Source organism: Halobellus sp. LT62 (assembly GCF_037031285.1).
GTDB classification, from domain to species: Archaea; Halobacteriota; Halobacteria; order Halobacteriales; family Haloferacaceae; genus Haloquadratum; species Haloquadratum salinisoli.
Genome location: NZ_JAYEZO010000001.1, coordinates 1,806,408 through 1,823,368 on the forward strand (window position 1 = coordinate 1,806,408; position 16,961 = coordinate 1,823,368).

At 64.7% G+C, this 16,961-nt stretch carries 10 protein-coding genes and 1 pseudogene; 6 read left to right on the forward strand and 5 right to left on the reverse strand.

The window, feature by feature from the left end; genetic code table 11:
• Nucleotides 1–141: 141 nt before the first annotated feature.
• Nucleotides 142–4,368, forward strand: coding sequence for a right-handed parallel beta-helix repeat-containing protein (locus U5919_RS08720; protein WP_336023651.1), 4,227 nt, complete (start codon nt 142–144; stop codon nt 4,366–4,368).
• Between the two features lie 193 nt (nt 4,369–4,561).
• Here U5919_RS08720 and U5919_RS08725 read toward each other — a convergent pair whose 3' ends face one another.
• Nucleotides 4,562–5,563 carry a metal-dependent hydrolase gene (locus U5919_RS08725; RefSeq protein WP_336023653.1) on the reverse strand — a complete coding sequence of 334 codons (1,002 nt, stop codon included), beginning with the start codon at nt 5,561–5,563 and terminating at the stop codon, nt 4,562–4,564.
• Between the two features lie 266 nt (nt 5,564–5,829).
• Between U5919_RS08725 and U5919_RS08730 the strand changes: the two genes are divergently transcribed.
• Complete coding sequence (locus U5919_RS08730; protein WP_336023656.1) at nt 5,830–6,972, forward strand: aminotransferase class V-fold PLP-dependent enzyme; 1,143 nt, start codon at nt 5,830–5,832, stop codon at nt 6,970–6,972.
• Between the two features lie 6 nt (nt 6,973–6,978).
• Here the strand turns inward: U5919_RS08730 and U5919_RS08735 are convergent, their stop codons facing one another.
• The 3 genes and pseudogenes from U5919_RS08735 to U5919_RS08745 form a co-directional block, all read right to left on the reverse strand.
• On the reverse strand, nt 6,979–7,428 hold the full coding sequence (locus U5919_RS08735) for an arsenate-mycothiol transferase ArsC (protein WP_336023893.1): 450 nt from the start codon (nt 7,426–7,428) through the stop codon (nt 6,979–6,981).
• A gap of 54 nt (nt 7,429–7,482) precedes the next feature.
• The gene (gene arsB / locus U5919_RS08740) at nt 7,483–8,646 is read right to left on the reverse strand and encodes an ACR3 family arsenite efflux transporter (RefSeq protein WP_336023658.1); all 1,164 of its coding nucleotides are present in this window, start codon (nt 8,644–8,646) and stop codon (nt 7,483–7,485) included.
• Nucleotides 8,647–8,741: 95 nt separating this feature from the next.
• Nucleotides 8,742–9,122, reverse strand: a pseudogene (locus U5919_RS08745) (ArsR/SmtB family transcription factor); the annotation flags it as partial.
• 230 nt (nt 9,123–9,352) lie between these two features.
• On the opposite strand from U5919_RS08745, the gene U5919_RS08750 reads away from it, so the two are divergent.
• Nucleotides 9,353–10,204, forward strand: a complete 852-nt coding sequence (locus tag U5919_RS08750) for an aldo/keto reductase (RefSeq protein WP_336023662.1) — start codon at nt 9,353–9,355, stop codon at nt 10,202–10,204.
• A 37-nt stretch (nt 10,205–10,241) separates the two neighbouring features.
• Here U5919_RS08750 and U5919_RS08755 read toward each other — a convergent pair whose 3' ends face one another.
• Nucleotides 10,242–11,966: a hypothetical protein gene (locus U5919_RS08755; protein ID WP_336023663.1), complete on the reverse strand. Its 1,725-nt coding sequence runs from the start codon at nt 11,964–11,966 to the stop codon at nt 10,242–10,244.
• A gap of 598 nt (nt 11,967–12,564) precedes the next feature.
• Here U5919_RS08755 and U5919_RS08760 point away from each other — a divergent pair.
• From U5919_RS08760 to U5919_RS08770, 3 genes are all read left to right on the forward strand, one after another.
• On the forward strand, nt 12,565–13,608 hold the full coding sequence (locus tag U5919_RS08760; RefSeq protein ID WP_336023665.1) for a TAXI family TRAP transporter solute-binding subunit: 1,044 nt from the start codon (nt 12,565–12,567) through the stop codon (nt 13,606–13,608).
• A gap of 80 nt (nt 13,609–13,688) precedes the next feature.
• Nucleotides 13,689–14,201: a DUF1850 domain-containing protein gene (locus U5919_RS08765; RefSeq protein ID WP_345786336.1), complete on the forward strand. Its 513-nt coding sequence runs from the start codon at nt 13,689–13,691 to the stop codon at nt 14,199–14,201.
• The gene (locus U5919_RS08770) at nt 14,198–16,897 is read left to right on the forward strand and encodes a TRAP transporter permease (RefSeq protein WP_336023667.1); all 2,700 of its coding nucleotides are present in this window, start codon (nt 14,198–14,200) and stop codon (nt 16,895–16,897) included. The genes U5919_RS08765 and U5919_RS08770 overlap by 4 nt, the downstream gene beginning before the upstream one ends.
• Nucleotides 16,898–16,961 lie beyond the last annotated feature (64 nt).

Sequence of the window (16,961 nt, forward strand, 5' to 3'; positions counted from 1 at the left end):
GCCCGTACGTCCGTCCGGAACGGACACGAGCCCAGTCGTGCCGGCCAATTACTGCCACTCACGTACCGATGGTTACGGTAAGTTTTCGTTTTGGTTTTCCGGTCGTTGGATAACAAAGCGGGTCCGCAGACGCGTCGGTGTATGGACCGCAGCGTGTTACAGGAGGGCCTTCCACTGGTATTCGTACTCGTGACGTTCGTCGTGTTGGGGGGCGCGGTCGTCGCCGTGAGCGAGTTCGTCGTCGACGACGGACCCGGCGAGTCGATTCTCGCCGATCCGAACCTGAACGAGCAGAACGTGAGTTCGCTGACCGGCGGGGCCGATCAGACGGGCGGCTCCGACCGAGCCGCGGTAGCGAACGGAGGAGCTGACTTCCACGGAGTCAACGCGACGGTTCGGGGAGTGACGGCGAACGGGACTGCAGGCTACGACATCGCCACCGGAGACGTCAACGGTGACGGATATCAGGACCTTCTCATCGCCGCCCCGGCCGCCACGAACGGCGTCGATCCGGAGACGGCGACCGTCCGTTCGGAGCCGACTACAGTCTACTTGTTTTACGGCCCGATCGAGGGGGAAACGATCGACGTCGACGACGCGGACGTCACGTTCACCGGCGGCAGGGGCGACGGCGTCGGCTGGTCGGTCGCGATCGGGAACCTGACCGCGGACGATCGCGCCGACATCGTGATCGGCGCGCCGTTCGATGCCCGGAGCAACAGCGACAACGCGACGGAAGGCGTCGTCTACGTCGTCCGCGGCGAGGACCTGTCCGGCGGGGAGATGGACGTATCGAGCGAGGCGTACGCCACCTACTACGGCGTCGGCGACGGCGACCGGGCCGGATACGCCGTCGCGGTCTCGAACGATCGTCGACGCGAGGGGACCGCGTCCGACTCGGGAGCGCGAAGCGGAACGGGGACCGACGCGCTGGTGATCGGCGCACCCTATGCGACACCGAACGGGAGCGAATCGGGTGCCGCCTACCTGATCGAGCGAATCGCGCCGGGGAGACATCGTCTCGATGAGGGAGCGAACAGCACCTACGCGGGCGTCAGCGGTGGCGACCGTGCGGGCTGGTCGGTCGCCGCAGCCGACGTCACCGCGGACGGCGACCGAGAGGTGCTCGTCGGTGCGCCGTTCAACGACAGCAACGGGGTCGACGCCGGCGCGGTCTACGTACTCTCGGCGACCTCGGACGGAGGGACCGCTGCCGACGCTGGGAGCGGCGGTGCAGACGACAGCGGCGTCGTCTCAGTCGACACCGGACAAACGCTCGAAGGCGTCGCGGCGGGTGACGCCGCCGGGTTCTCCCTCGAACCCGTGGGACAGGTTGTGGAGAGAGAAAGGGGGAGCTCAGCCGGGAATCGAGGTCCCGACATCGCGATCGGCGCACCGTTCAGCGACGCCGCCGCGACCGACGCCGGCGCGGTCTACGTCATCGAATCCGGTGAATTCGACGGCCTCGACGCCGACGAGCGCGATCGGCGGACGTCGCTCTCGGGAGCCGAAGCGACGGTGACGGGCGAGACCGCGGGCGACCGGGCGGGCTGGAGCGTCGCCGGCGACACCCAACTCCGCTGTACCCGCCACGACGATCTCGTGGTCGGAGCCCCCTTCAGTAACAACGGGGCCACCGAATCGGGATCCGCCTACGTCGTCGGCGGTCTCGACGGCGAGCGGCAACTGGACGGTGACGACGTGCGAATCGACGGTGCAGCGGCGTTCGATCGCGCCGGGTGGGCGGTCACGAGCGTCTCGGACGCGACGGGCGACGGCGCGACGGACGTCCTCGTCGGAGCACCGTTCTCCGACAGCGGAGCACCCGACGGCGGTGCAGTATATCTCGTCGCCGGGAGCTGTCAGGAGACGAAAGACGACAGAGGATCGGGCGGCGGCGATGGCGAGCGGGACGACGGAGACGACCGCGGTCGGGACAGGAGCGACGACCGCGACCGTGACGAGCGAGATCGTGATAGCGGAGACGGAGACGGCCGCGACGACAGAGATGGCAGAGACAGTCGCGACCGCGACGATCGCGGTGATAGAGACGATCGTGGGGATCGTGGGGATCGTGACGACAGAGACAACAGCGACGGGAGAGATCGAGATCGGAGCGATGACCGCGACGACAGGGACGATAGAGACGACGACTCGGAAACAGACACGCCCACCGATGGGGCCCGAGCGATCGACTCCTGTACCGTCATCGACGAGCCGGGCGCTTACGCGCTGACGACCGACATTCAGAGCGGGACGTCGGGGACCTGTGTCTTGATCAGTTCGAGCGACGTCGAACTGACCGGTGACGGCCACTCGATCGACGGCGAGCGCGTCAACGACAGCGTCGGGCTCCAAGTGGCTACCCGGGGCAGGGCCACCATCGAGAACGTCACGATCCGCGACGTCAGTGCCACGAACTGGGAGACGGGCATCGAAATCGGAGACTTCAATAATGCGTATCCGGTGGCTGCGACGCTCTCGAACGTCGAGTCGAGCGAAAACGAGTGGGGGGGAATCTTCTTCGTGGACGCCTCCGGCTCGGTGCTCGAGGACGCGAGCGCCACCGGGAACGGATACAACGGAATCACGCTCTGGGAGACGAACGACGTGCGGTTCGAGGACGTGACCGCAGCCGAGAACGGACGGTCAGGACTGTGGATATGGGACAGCGTCGGCGACAGTGAGTTCGTCCGGGTGACGGCGACGGGCAATGCGGACCACGGAATCCGAACGGGGACGGACGTGTTCCGTAACACCATCTCCGAGTCCACCGTCGCGGACAACGGAGATCACGGGATCGAAATAGACAGAGACAGCGGTCGCTCGAACGTCATTCGAGACACGACTGTCGAACGGAACGGCGGAGCGGGAATCCGAGCTGCCGACGGCGGCGAACTCGAAGACGTCGTCGTCCGCGATAACGACGGCAGGGAGTTGGACGCTCGTGTCGATTTCGCCCAACCGGCCCTATCCGCCTCGGAGTTGACGATCGGCGACAACGCGGGGTTCGAGTTCACCGACGAGGCGCTCGCAATCGAGACCGTCGATCGGGAGTCGCTTCCGGGGCTGCCCGCCGACGCGCAGGCCGTCGGTGACGGCGTCGAGGTCGTCGACGTCGAGAGCGCAACCGTGACCCTCCAGTACGACGACGGCGTCAGCGGGGATCAGATCGAACTGTGGCGCTACGACGGGAGCGAGTGGGACCCAGTGGAGACGTTCGAGGCCACGGGCGGGGAAATCACCGCCGAACTCACCGAGGACGGCACCTACGCCCCCATCGAGGTAGCTCAGAGCGGGTCGTCTACGTCGGGAGCGGACACGGAAGCGACGACCACTACCGAACCGACGACGACCGCTGACGAAACCGCCACGGTCACTGACGAACCGACGGCAACCGCGGATGAAACCGCCACGACCACTAACGAACCCACGATGGCCACCGACGAACCCACAGCGACGACAGCAGAGACACCCAGCACCGAGGACTCGAACTCGACGTCCGCGGAGACGCCGACGACCGCCGACGCGTCGACAGAGCCACCGGACGAGACACCCACGGCCACCGACGAGCCGACGGAGCCACCCGCTGAAAACCCGACAGCCATCGACGAACCGACCGAATCAGCTGATGAAACCCCCACAGACGAGGACGAGTCGGATCTGGCTGCGGCCATAGAGGCGTCCACGGATGGGGAGACGACGGCCGATCCGACCGACGAATCGACGACGGCTTCGACTCCCCAACAAACCACAACGGCGGCGGCCGAAACCGAGACACCATCGACCGCGGAGCCCGGATCGACGGAGGCGTCGGGAACAACAGAATCGATCACAGCCGAGCCGCAGACGACAGCGGTAACCACAGCGACCGAACAAGCGACGACAGGAGCACAGACTACGGAATCGCCGACTACGACATCACCAGCTACGGCGTCACCAACTACGGAGCCTCCGACAGCGACCGAAACACCCACAACTGAACCACAGACAGCGACCCAGTCGACGACCGAACCGCCAACTACCGAACCGCCGTCCCCTGATACCGGACCTCCCGTGGAGGTCGAACGGAGCGACCCGAGTGCAGCGGACGACGAGACGGAGACACCGACGCAGACGACCGCCACAGCGACGCCAGAGGAGAGAGAAACGGAAGAAGACGACAGTTCGGAGGAGGAAACGTCGGAAGCGAATGACGAAGAAACGACAGAATCCGAAGAACAGACTGACGAGGAAACGACAGAATCCGAAGAACCGTCAGCGAGTGATGAAGCGTCGACAGCGGAGAGTCGGGGACGGGGACCGCCGGCTACTCGGGGGAAAGAAGCGGCCGAAAAAGCGGGCAGATCCTCACGCGGATCTGGATAGATATCCACGAACTTGTACATCGACCGTTCACTTACACAAGACTTTTACTGAATTCGTATAATAATCTGGATACGGTCGCGGACGAACGCGTCGACGGGCGCGCGGGTAGGGGTACACGAGCGAACGTCGACCGCCGTCCGACGGACATTTTTCGGGAACCAACGGGGAGAGCCGAGAGTATCGACGACATCGATTAGGCGACTAGCGCGACGTACACGACGGCGTACCCCACGAGCGCGACGGTGGTCCCGGCGAGCGCGATCGCGACGAACGCGAGATCGGGCCGGAACGCTCGCGGGTCGAACCTGTCGGTGCCGATCACCGCGTAGAGCGGCGGCATCGATCGGTACCACGCGAGGACGCCGCAGACGGAGCCGACAGCGAGGATCGAGAACACGAAGTGATACGACACGTCGAGCGTCGGCGGCGCGAGAACGATCGCCGCGGCCCCGTACGTCGCGCCCAATGCAGCGGTCCGATCCGAAAAGAGCCGAACGGAACGGTCAGTGAGTCGCACAACGGCCAACACGGCGAGCCAGACGACCGCCAGTTCGAGCGCGAACGCGCCGAGGAGGTGGATCGTCGGATCGGGGTGTAACGCGACCCGGCCGTCGAACACGGTGAACTGCAGCGGATACAGCAGCCGCGGCGGCTCGCCAGTCACGAGATCGCCCCACGGATGCGTGAGGAGCCCCGCAGTGGCGGCGAGCGCGATCTGGCGAGGAGACAGCGGGGTCCGACGCGCCGCGAGCGTGGCGAGCGCGGCACCGCCCACGACGAACGCGCCCATCACGAGCGTCCCCAGCGGTCCGCTGACGGCCGTCGCGACCGCGACCAGACCGAGCAGCAGCGTCACGGCCCCCGTCCGAGCGAGCCATTTCCTCCGAGGCGGGGCGTGCCGAACAGCCCAGAGACCGGCCGCGGGACCGGCGACCGCAGCGACGAGAAGCGAGTGCGTCATCGACCGATGGACCGCGTTGGCGGCGCTCCAGAACACCTCGGGGTCGACGGAGCCGCCGCCGAGGAACCGTCCGCCGTCGATCGCGGCCAGCGCGTAGACGACGTCGATGTCGGGTAACGCCGCGAACAGCCCGGTCACGATGCCCAGAAACAGCGCGTTCCGTGCCGGCCAGCCTCGCCACTCTGCGAACAGGACCGCGAGGGCGAACGCGAGCAGCGCGTGGCCGACGAACACGGGTATACAGCCGCACGCGTCGAATATAAGCGTCTCGTCTGCGTGATAGCAGAGCGCACGGGGTCGGGTATCGTAGCGTTAACTGATTGCTCACCCGACCGTACGACCGCATTCGATCGATGAGTGAAGACTTCCAAACGCTACTGTAGAGACGCCGTACCGACGTATCCACCAAAGCGACTGACGGTCCACACACCGGTAACCGAAGTATCTCGACCAAATTGCCGTCCAACAGACTAAGTGTCGACGACGAGATGTCCACCGCGATGACGACGCCAGCCGAGGTTCGGGAGTCGGTCCCGATTTTCGATGAGACGAGGTATCTGAACACCGGTGCGAGCGGACCGAGCCCGCGGCCGGTCGTCGAGCGGGCACAGGAGACGATCGAAGCGCACGAGTGGGAGTCCGCGGCCGATCCGGGGCCGTACCCGTACGCGTTCGGCGTCTACGAGGACGCGAGAGCGGACGCCGCCTCGTTCGTCGGTGCCGACGCCGACGAGATCGCGCTGACGCAGAGCACGACCGACGGCATCAACCGGATCGCCTGCGCGTTAGAGTGGGAACCCGGCGACGTGATCGTCCGGACCGATCTCGAACACCCGGCCGGTATCCTCCCGTGGGAGCGGCTCGAACGGCAGGACTGCGAGGTGCGCGTCGCGCCCACGATCGAAGGTCGGATCGATCGCGACGCGTACCGCGACGCCGTCGCGGACGCGAAACTCGTCTGTCTGAGCGCGTTGACGTGGAACTACGGGACGCACCTCCCGGTGACGCAACTGGTCGAGGAGGCCCACGACGCCGGAGCGCGCGTGCTCGTCGACGCCGTCCAAGTCCCGGGCCAGTGCGAATTCGACGTGAGCGAGTGGGGCGCAGACGCCGTCGCGATGGCGAGTCACAAGTGGATGCTCGGCCTCTGGGGCGGCGGCTTCCTCTACGTGAACGAAGACGTCGTCGACGAGTTACACCCCGGGCAGATCGGCTACCGGAGCGTCGCAAGTTCGGGCGGCGCTGACTCGGACGAAGACGGGTACGAGCTGAAGCGCGGCGCGGCGCGCTTCGAGATCGGGACGACCAACCCCGCACCGTACGCGGCGCTCTCGGAATCCATCGAACTCCTCGAATCGGTCGGGCTCGACACGATCGAGTCACATATCCACGAACTCTCGACCCGGTTCGTCGACGGCGTGCCAGAGGAACGGCTGGTGAGCCCGCGAGAGCCCGAATCGGGGCTCGTGACGGTCCGCGTCGACGACCCCGAGGAAACGGTCGAGCGCCTCCGAGAGGAGTACGGCGTCGTCGTCCGCTCGCTCCCGTATCCGGAGGGCGTCGTCAGGGCCTCCCTGCACGTGTACAACGACGCGAGCGACGTCGATCGGCTGCTGGAGGGCCTCGACGAGATCGGGTGGTAGCTCGCGTTACGCAGCAGTCTCCGCCAGTTCGTCGAACAGTTCGCGCACGCGGCGCTCGATCTCGTCGCGGATCCCCGAGACAGCGTCCGATGATCCGCCGTCGGGGTCGTCCAACCCCCAGTCTCTGTTCTCTCCGCCCCAGCCCGCCGGACAGACGTCCTCGGCGGAACAGCCCATCGTGATGACGTACTGGCAGGGTTGGATCTCCTCGAAAGAGATTTCTCTCGGTTCCCGCCCGGAGACGTCGATTCCGACGTCCGCCATCGCCTCGACGACTTCCGGATGGACGTGATCGGCGGGGCGGGTCCCACCGGTGAGCAGTTCGAGTTCGTCCTCCAGTCCGCGGCGGTGTCGCTCGCGCTCGGCGAAGGCGTACGCCATCTGCGAGCGCCCCGCGTTCTGCACGCAGACGAAGGCGACGCGCGTGGGAGTCGCCTCGGTGGAGTCGTCGGTCATCGAGTCGTCGAGGGAATCGGGTGTTTCGGTTGTCATATCAGGCGTGTGGGGCAGTTAGTCGTTCTTGGGTGAGACGTCCGGAGCCGTCGAATCGAGCGATCCGGTCTCGAAGCCTCGCCAGTCGAAACGTCGCTGGAAGTACAGCGCCACATTGACGAGCGCGAGCAACACGGGGACCTCGATCAGCGGGCCGACGACCGTCGCGAAGGCGACGCCGGAGCCGACGCCGAACACCGCGACGGCGACGGCGATCGCGAGCTCGAAGTTGTTGGATGCTGCTGTGAACCCGATCGCAGTCGTCGTCGAGTAGTCCGCGCCGATCTCCCGGCCCATCCCGAAGCTCACGAGGAACATCACGACGAAGTAGATCGTCAGCGGAACCGCGATGAGCAGCACGTCCGCCGGCGAGGCGACGATCGCGCCACCCTGCGTGGCGAACATAACGATCACGGTGAAAAGCAACGCGACGAGCGTCAGCGGACCGATCTTCGGGATCAATGTCTCGTCGTACCACTCCTCGCCCTTCGTTCGCGTCCCGACGTAACGGGTGAGAAAACCGCCCGCGAAGGGGATTCCGAGGAAGATCACGATCGCCTCGAACACCTGCATCGGCGTGATATCGAACGCCGAGATCCCGGCGACGAGCGATTCCATCCCGAGCAGCGGCGGAAGCACGAGCGCGAAGAACCAGACGTAGACGCCGTAGGTAACGATCTGAAAGAGGCTGTTGAACGCGACGAGCCCCGTCACGTACTCCGTCGAACCCTCAGCCAACTCGTTCCAGACGAGCACCATCGCGATACAGCGCGCCATCCCGATGAACACGAGGCCGAGGAAGTACTCCGGGCGCGCCGGGAGGCCGGGGACGAGGCCGCCGAAGAAGACGACCGCGAGCCCGAACATCAGCGTCGGCCCGATGAGCCAGTTTTGGAGCAGGCTCAGCCCCAGCACCCGCCAGTTGCGGAAGACTGTCGGCAGGCGGGAGTAGTCCGCCTTCGCCAGCGGCGGGTACATCATCAGGACGAGACCGATCTCGACGAGATGGAAATCCTGAATCGGTGCGGTCACAGACGGGGCGACGAATCCGATTCCGACGCCGATGGCCATCGCGCCGAAGATCCAGACGGTGAGGTACTTATCGAGGACGTCCATCGACCGCGGATCGCCGCAGGCCTCGCAGTCGCAGTTCGGCCCGTGCTCGTGCGCGCCGCCGCTCATTCGCAGTCACATCCGCTCGTCGTCTCCGACACGTCTCCGCCAGCGTTCGGCGTGTCCGCCACGTCGCCGCGTGGGGTTGGCGGGACCGCATCGACCCCGTCGAGTACGGTCACCAGTGCGACGGCGACGGTGGTGGCGCGGTACTTCCGCCACCGACCGTCCCTGCGGCGGGTCACAACGCCCGCCTCGGTCAGCGCCGAGAGCGCGTGACTGATCGCGCTCTCGCTCCTGTCGACCACGGCGTTCAGCTCGCAGACGCACAGCTCCCCCTCGGCGGCGACGAGTAGTCGAACGAGCTTGTACCGCGTCTCGTTCGAGAGCGCCGCGAGGACGTCGAGGTCGTGGTCGATCCGATCCGTCGAGAGGACCGACTCCAGCGCGTCCAACTCGTCGAGCCGTTCCTCGACGTCTTCGGACCGACACTCGGTCAGTTCGTCTTCGAGGTATCGCCGTAGTCGCTGCGTCGCTGTCGACATACAATTCAATTGAAGAAGTTCTCAATTAAGGCTTTCGAGACTGGGTTCGAATATTATGGAAGGACACTAATCGAGGCGGTTTGAATTTGATTTTGGCCACACAAGGACCGAGGTTCAAATATAGAGTAATTCAATTGTAGTGCAACTAATTAAGATCAGAGCGAATAACGGAGCCAAGACGAGACCGTGCGGTCGGATCACTTATTTTCGGACCGCACGAGGGGGAGACCGTGACACTTCGGAACGCGAGCGATACGTTCGACATCGGCGGGGAACTGACCGTCCATCGTCTCGGCTACGGAGCCCTGCGAATCACGGGCGAGGACGTCATCGGCGAGCCCGACGACGTCGAGAACGCAGAGCGCGTCCTCCAGACCGCAGTGAGCCTCGGCGTGGACTTCATCGACACCGCAGACTCCTACGGGCCGGGTGTCTCAGAGCGGCTGATCCGCGAGGCGCTCTCGCCGTACGCCGACGACCTCGTGATCGCGACGAAGGGCGGACTGCTCAGAAACCGCGAGGGGGAATGGCTCAAGCGCGGCGATCCCGACTCGCTGCGGAACGCGCTCCTCTGTAGTCTCGACCGACTCGGCGTCGACTGCATCGACCTGTATCAGTACCACCGGGTCGACCCCGACGCCGACTTCGAGGAGTCGGTCACGGCGCTCGCGGAGCTGAAAGACGACGGCGAGATCCGCCACATCGGCCTGAGCAACGTGAGCGTCGAGCAACTGGAGACGGCGCGGGAGATCGTCGACATCGCGACCGTACAGAACCAGTACAACCTCGCGAACCGCGAGTCGGAGGCCGTCCTCGACGTCTGCGAGTCGGCGGGGATCGGCTTCATTCCGTGGTTCCCGCTCGGCGCGGGAGACCTAGGGTCGAAAGCGGGAGTTCTTTCGACGGTCGCCGACGCCCACGACGCCTCGAAATACCAAGTCGCGCTCGCGTGGCTGCTCCAGCATTCGCCCGTGATCCTACCGATTCCCGGGACCTCGTCGGTGGCGCACCTCCGAGAGAACGTCGCTGCCTCCCATCTCGAACTGACGGCCGACGAGATGCGGCGGCTCGACGGTCAGTGAACGCGACGAACGACGGTCAGTAAGCGCGTACCGGTGATCAGCTATCGGGATCGTCGGCGTCGTTAACGGCGGATTGCGTCGATTCTTCGGGAGAGCGATGGCCGAGTGCGACGAAGACCGGCACCACGAGGAGTCCCAAGAGAATCGGCGGCGCGACATCCAGCGCGACCGCCGGAACCGTGATCGAAACGAGAACGAGACCGTAGGCGACGACGAGCCGTGCCGGGCGGTCCGCGTGCGCTCCCGCCCAGCGATCGACGGGGGTGAGATAGTACAGCCAAGAGAGAAGCAGTACAACGACGACGGTTAACGGGAGGAGTCGCCACAGTGGAGTGACGAGCGCGTACGCGATCACGAGCGTCGAACCGAACGCGACGAACATCGGCGGTCCCTCGCTCAGTACGACGACGGACTCGGCGTCCTGTCCGCCGGTCGGCGTCCGCCGTATCGTCGCGAACACCAGCAGCGTCAGAAGCGGCCAGCTACTCGCGAAGAGCAGCTCCACAGTGCCCGGGGAGAGAGCGCCGCGAAGCGAACCCACCGAGAGCTCGATTTCGAGCGTTCGCGCGAGCGCGAGCGCCGCGGCCGGCAAAAGCATCCCGACGGGCCGGGCGGGGACCGTCTCGGGCGGAGCGGTGGATTCGCCATCCGCGGCGGTCGCAGGCTGCAGTGCCGGCAACCGTTGGATCTCTCGAAACCAGAACCACACCGCGGCCGTCGCCGCGATCGGAATCGAGAGGAGCTCACCGGTCGCGGCGACGGCCGCCACGAGCCCATCGAAGACGGTCGTCAGCCGGACGGTGGCGAAGAGCCATCGATACAGATACTCGAACGCGAGCCCCCACGCCGAAATCGCATACCGCGGCGTGAGATAGCCCCCGTTGAGGAGGACAACGATGGAACCGACCGGGGCGATGACCCCCAGAACGGCGGTGATAGCTCCGGCGGCACCGGTCGAACCGCGTGTCACGACCGTCAGGTGATCGTAAAACGTGTCTTCGATTTCGGGAAACGCCGACGACAGCCGCGAGTCGGCGTCAGCGTCGCCGGTGAATCTGAGTAGCAACCCGCAGAGAACCACCAGTTCTAACACCGGGAAGACGGCGTTGAGCGCGCCGCCGAGCAACCCGAATAGGATCATCGGAATGACGTGCGAGGCGGCGACCGAGGTGGCGACGACGATGGTCGTTCCGGCTTGGTGCCACTGCGGCAGCGACGCCGACAGCCACGTTCCCAACGGCGTCGAAGCCGAATCGTATCGTCGCTCAGGAATGATCGCGTGTGCCTTCCCGGACGGATCGATCAGCGCCTCGCGCTGCGTCCCGCGTAGGAATGCCGCGGTGACCGCAAGCGTCAGCGCGGTCGCCGCCACCAAGTAGATAGATAAGAGACCGCCGGTCCAGCCGGCGGCGGTCCAGACGCCGGTCGAGAGGAGGACGACCGGCAGCGAGTACACACCCGCGACGAGCGCCAACGTGGCCCGGTAGGGAGGTTCGCGCGCGGCCCGCTGGCTCGCATCGCCGGGGAGAACCGACGGGAGGAACGCATAGAACGAGACGACGAGGAAGAGAACCTGACTCCCCGCGAGGACGAACCGGTTCTGGATCCCGAGGTTGATCGCCGCCGAGGCGGCCACGACACCGAGCGTCGTATCGAGGACTCCGGGGGAATCGAAGAGTGCCTTCGCGGCGAGCTCAACCGCGCCCGACCCGAGGACGGCCAACCCACTCCGGCCCAGTCGATCGGTGAGACGACCCCACATAACCCGAATGGTGGCGGTATCGTACTTAAACGTTCGTCGGGGACGCTCGCTACTGTGTAGTTTGGGGTGAAACCGTCGAAACGCGGTGGAGAAGACCGTGGAAGCCCCCGCGCTCTCGACTCGATGCGTTCGCTGTGGTCCTCATCGTTCGCTCCACTCACTCTTGCGGTCCTTGCGTCGCGCGTCGGCGTCGAGAGCGCGGCCCCTTCCATTCCCGATGGAGGCGGCGGGCCGATCCGACGTCGAGAGCGGTCCCGATCCGCAGACAATCCGGTCGACAAGATTCCAGATGGAACCGGTGATTTCCGCCGTTTTCGTGGAGTAAGCGGGCAGGTTACAGCGGACAGGGTGGTGTTCCCCTGCCCCCGGATCGAAGATATTTAAATACCGGAGTGTACAGAGACTGTCTTTTAAATGCGAGCGGGAAAATGCGCGGTGTTACACACCACATAACATACATTGTCTTTATTACACGTTATCGTATCCACATATTTGTAACGATTGCACGCAATTAACTGACCATATAATTCGGGTATGTTGTAGTTTCGATGCGGAATAGCCAGAGATTTAAACCTCGGTAGTGTTACTGTGAGTTGGTATGTCATCCGAAGAAACTCGACGACGATTCCTCGAAGCGGCCGGACTCGCTGGCGTTGCCGCGCTCGCTGGTTGTAGCGGCAACGGTGGCGACGGAAGCGGTGACGGCGGTGACGGCGGTGACGGTGGCGAAGACACCGAAACTGACACCGAAACTGAAACGGAGACGGGAGGCGACGACGGCGGCTCCGAGACGCGTCTGAGCTGGCATGCGGGTGGCACGGGCGGCACGTACTACCCGCTCTCGAACGAGTTCAAGACCATCGTCGAGGAGAACACGGACTTCACCCTGAACGTCCAGTCGACGGGTGCGAGCGTCGAGAACGTCGGCAGTCTCGCCGACGAATCGGCCGACTTCGCGCTGATTCAGAACGACATCGCGTACTTCGCGCGGAACGGAACGGGCATCGAGACGTTCGAGGGCAACGCGATCGAGAACCTCCGCGGCGTCGCGACGCTGTACCCCGAGACGATCACGCTCGTCACGCTCGCAGACAGCGGCATCGAAACGCTCGAGGATCTCAGCGGCGCGACCATCAATACCGGCGACCTCGGCTCGGGGACGCAGGTCAACGCGCTGCAGATCCTCGAAGCCGTCGGAGTCGAGGACTTCAACGAGCAGAACGCGGGGTTCTCGCAGGCGTCAGAACAGCTCGCTAACGGCGATATCGACGCCGCGTTCGTCGTCGGCGGCTGGCCCGTGGGTGCCATCGAAGACCTCGCGACCACGAACGACATCCGGATCGTCCCCATCGACGGCGAGGCTCGGGAATCGGTCAAGGACGCCGCGTCCTGGTTCGCCGACGACACGATCCCGGGTGGAACCTACAGCGGCGTCGAAGAGGACATCGAGACCGTCGCCGTGCAGGCGATGATCGCCACGAACGCGGGCGTTCCCGCCGACACCGTCGAGACGGTCACCGCAGCCATCTTCGACAACGTCGATGACCTCACGATCAAGACGGACTTCATCACCGTCGACAGCGCACAGGACGGGATGTCCATCGAACTCCACGAGGGCGCTGCGGCGTACTTCGGCGAGTAAAGATACCGCCCCCATCGACGGTTTCCCACTATTTTTTCGTATCGTAGGCGTCAAAAGAGCGCGCGACATTGTCTGAACCGGTGAACCGAACGACGATCACCCGGCGTCCTCTCGTTTCGACACTGTTAGCGGTCGCTGTCGTGCTCGCCGTCGCGGGAGTCGGCGTAGCCGCGACGGTCCCGACGGAGAAGGTCCTCGTCGTCGAAGACGTCGACACGGGCGAACATTATATTACGCAACCCGTCGACGATGGGAGTACGATCGGGCTCGAATACATGCACAGCGTCGAGAAATCCCGCGTGTACGACGAATATCGGGTATCGGGACAGACGCTCGTGAACACGCGAATGGAGTTCGAGTCCTACGGCTGGGGGCTCCCGTCGGGAGTCGAGGTGGAGAACGTCAACGGGACGCTCGTGTACGATCCGGAGGGGCCGATAACCGAATTGGAGACGCTGTCGATCTCTCCGGGGCGGATCGCGAACCACACGCTGATCGTCGACGAACAGCGGTATGACTTGGTCGCCGAGACGAACGCAAACGACGTCCGGATGCATATCGAGCGGCAACCACTGATGGATACGCTCTTATGAGTACGAACAACGCAGCAGACGACGAGGTCGACGCAGAGATCACCAGAGAGGAGGCGGCGGAGCTCATCGAAGAGATCGAACGGCGACGATCGCTGAAGGGGCTCGCCGCGCTCGCCGTCGCCGTTATCGGGATCTGCTTTTCGCTGTTTCAGTTGGCGCTGGCGGCGCGGAGTTTCACGTTTACGATTCCGATCCCGATCATCGACAACATCCAAGTGTCGATACAGCTCCTGCAGGCGAACGCGATCCACGTCGCGTTCGCGCTCGTTCTCACCTTCTTGATGTTCCCGGCGACGATGGGAGAGGGGTTCGTCGCGAGGGGGCTCGGACGTGTCGACGAGGCCGTCGAAGAGACGGTCGGTTCCGGGAATCCCGTCACGAGCGTCGTCGACCGGGTCCGCGCGCTGTTCCGCTGGGCGTTCGTCGATCCGAACCGCAACCGCGTCACGCCGTTCGACGTGCTCTGTATGATCACGGCGGTCCTCTCCGCGATTTACTTCCTGATGGAGTTCCCCGAAATCCAAGATATGCGGGTGTTCGGCCTCGAATCCGGGCGGCCGGTCACGGAGATCTACACGTTCCTCGAACCCGTACTCGGCGGCGTTCCCTTCATCAGCGAGTACTCCTACGCGATGATTTTGGGAGTCGTCGGCGTGCTCTTGGTCTTGGAGGCGACCCGTCGAACGCTCGGTCTGCCGCTGATGTTGATCGTCGCCACGTTCATCGTGTACGCCCGCTGGGGGTACCTGATCAGTACCGGCACGCCGTTCCTCGGCCTGCTCGCGATCCCGGAACTGACGTGGCCCGACATCGTCCAGAACCTGTGGTACAACACCGAAAACGGTGTTTTCGGGATTCCGGTCACGGTCTCCGTCAGCTTCATTTACATCTTCATCCTGTTCGGTTCGTTCCTCGAGATGAGCGGTGCCGGACAGTGGTTCATCGACCTCGCGTACTCCGCGACTGGGAAGCGAAAGGGCGGCCCCGCGAAGGCGAGTATTCTCGCGAGCGGCTTTATGGGGACGATCTCAGGGTCCTCGATCGCGAACACGGTGACGACGGGGGCGTTCACGATCCCGCTGATGAAGCGATCCGGATACTCCCCGGAATTCTCCGGTGCAGTGGAGTCGTCGGCGTCGTCGGGAGGACAGATCCTCCCGCCGGTGATGGGAGCCGCGGCGTTCCTGATGGTGCAGTACACCGCGACCCCGTTCCGCGAGATCATCATCCTCGCGACGATCCCCGCGATCGTGTTCTTCTTCGGCGTCTGGGTGATGGTCCATCTAAAGGCCGTCCAAGAGGGGATCGGGGGGCTCGAAGAGACGACGCCGATGCGAGAGCACCTGCGGACGGGGTGGTTCTACCTCGTGCCGATCTTCCTGCTCCTGTATTACCTCATCATCGAGCGGCTCTCGGTGTCTCGCTCCGCGTGGTTCACGCTCGTCGCGCTCGTCGCGCTCATCGCCTTCATCGCGGCGTACAGCAAGGAGACCCGCGCGTTTCTCCTCGGATCGCTCGCCGTTATCTTCGGCGTCGAGCTCGCGAGCTACGCCATCACCGGCACGGCCGTACTCGGAGTACTCGGCGGGGGCGGCGGGGCGAGCGTCCCGCTCGAAACGGCCTTCTCGGTCATCGGCCCCCGGGTCGGCTGGTACGCGATGCTCGCCAGTGCGATCACGATGCTCGTCCACCCCCGGATGGAGTCGAAGGTGCTAGCGCTGAATCCGACGGTGCAGAAGTCGGCCACGGCAGCCGGTGAGACTCTCGACCGCGACATCGGGGAGAACCAGCTGTTTCGTGTCGGGACGTTCGTGATCAAGTCGATGGAGGAGGGCGCGCGGACCGCCGTTCCCGTCGTGATCGCGGTCGCCGCCGCGGGCATCATCCCCGGCGTCATCAGCGTGTCGGGACTGGGACCGAACCTCACCTCGCTGCTCTTGGCGCTTTCGGGCGGCTCGATCGTGGTAATGCTCCTCGTGACCGCCGTCGCCAGCATCATCCTCGGGATGGGAATGCCCACGACCGTCACCTACATCATCCTGATCTCGATGCTCGCGACGCCGCTCGTCGAGTTCGGGATCCCGCTCTTGGCGGCGCACCTGTTCATCCTCTACTTCGGCGTCATTGCCGACATCACGCCGCCGGTCGCCGTCGCCGCCTACGCGGCCAGCGGGGTCGCGAAGTCCGATCCCTTCGAGACCGGCGTGAAGGCGTTCTCGCTCTCGTTGAACAAGGCGATCGTGCCCTTCGCGTTCGTTCTCGCTCCCGGGATCGTGCTGCTCCGACAGAAGGACAACGCCGCCGAGTTGCCGATCCGCGAACAGTACCGCGTCGTCAACTTCGCTGACCTGGCCGAACTGTCGTACTCGGTTCCGGAGATCCTCGTGCCCGTCATCGGCGTCTTCCTCGGCGTCGTCGCGCTCGGGGCGACGGTCATCGGAACGCTGTACGGGCACGTGAACCGCCTCGAACGGACCGGGTTCGCCGTCAGTTCGCTGCTGTTGATGGCTCCGGGGCTCCCGTCGGCCGCGGTGTTCGATCTCCTCGGCGTTTTCGGCGTCAGTGTCTCCGTCGACGCCCTCTTGCTCGATCTCGCGCTTCGGGGCATCGGCTTCGTCCTGTTCGTCGCGTTGGTTGCGAAGAACAAGCGGGAGTCGACGTCGACGCGAGGTCGAGCCGAGGGGATATCGGCGTAGGCCGTCGAAACCGACCGTTTTTGTCGGAAGAGTATCAGTTTCGTGCGGAACGACGGCAGTCGAA

What these genes read in the sequence shown, in the direction of transcription:
- U5919_RS08720 (WP_336023651.1), top strand. Translation starts at nt 142, where the DNA reads ATGGACCGCAGCGTGTTACAGGAGGGCCTTCCACTGGTATTCGTACTC.
- U5919_RS08730 (WP_336023656.1), top strand. Translation starts at nt 5,830, where the DNA reads ATGACGACGCCAGCCGAGGTTCGGGAGTCGGTCCCGATTTTCGATGAG.
- U5919_RS08735 (WP_336023893.1), bottom strand. Translation starts at nt 7,428, where the DNA reads ATGACCGACGACTCCACCGAGGCGACTCCCACGCGCGTCGCCTTCGTC.
- arsB (WP_336023658.1), bottom strand. Translation starts at nt 8,646, where the DNA reads ATGAGCGGCGGCGCGCACGAGCACGGGCCGAACTGCGACTGCGAGGCC.
- U5919_RS08755 (WP_336023663.1), bottom strand. Translation starts at nt 11,966, where the DNA reads ATGTGGGGTCGTCTCACCGATCGACTGGGCCGGAGTGGGTTGGCCGTC.
- U5919_RS08760 (WP_336023665.1), top strand. Translation starts at nt 12,565, where the DNA reads ATGTCATCCGAAGAAACTCGACGACGATTCCTCGAAGCGGCCGGACTC.
- U5919_RS08770 (WP_336023667.1), top strand. Translation starts at nt 14,198, where the DNA reads ATGAGTACGAACAACGCAGCAGACGACGAGGTCGACGCAGAGATCACC.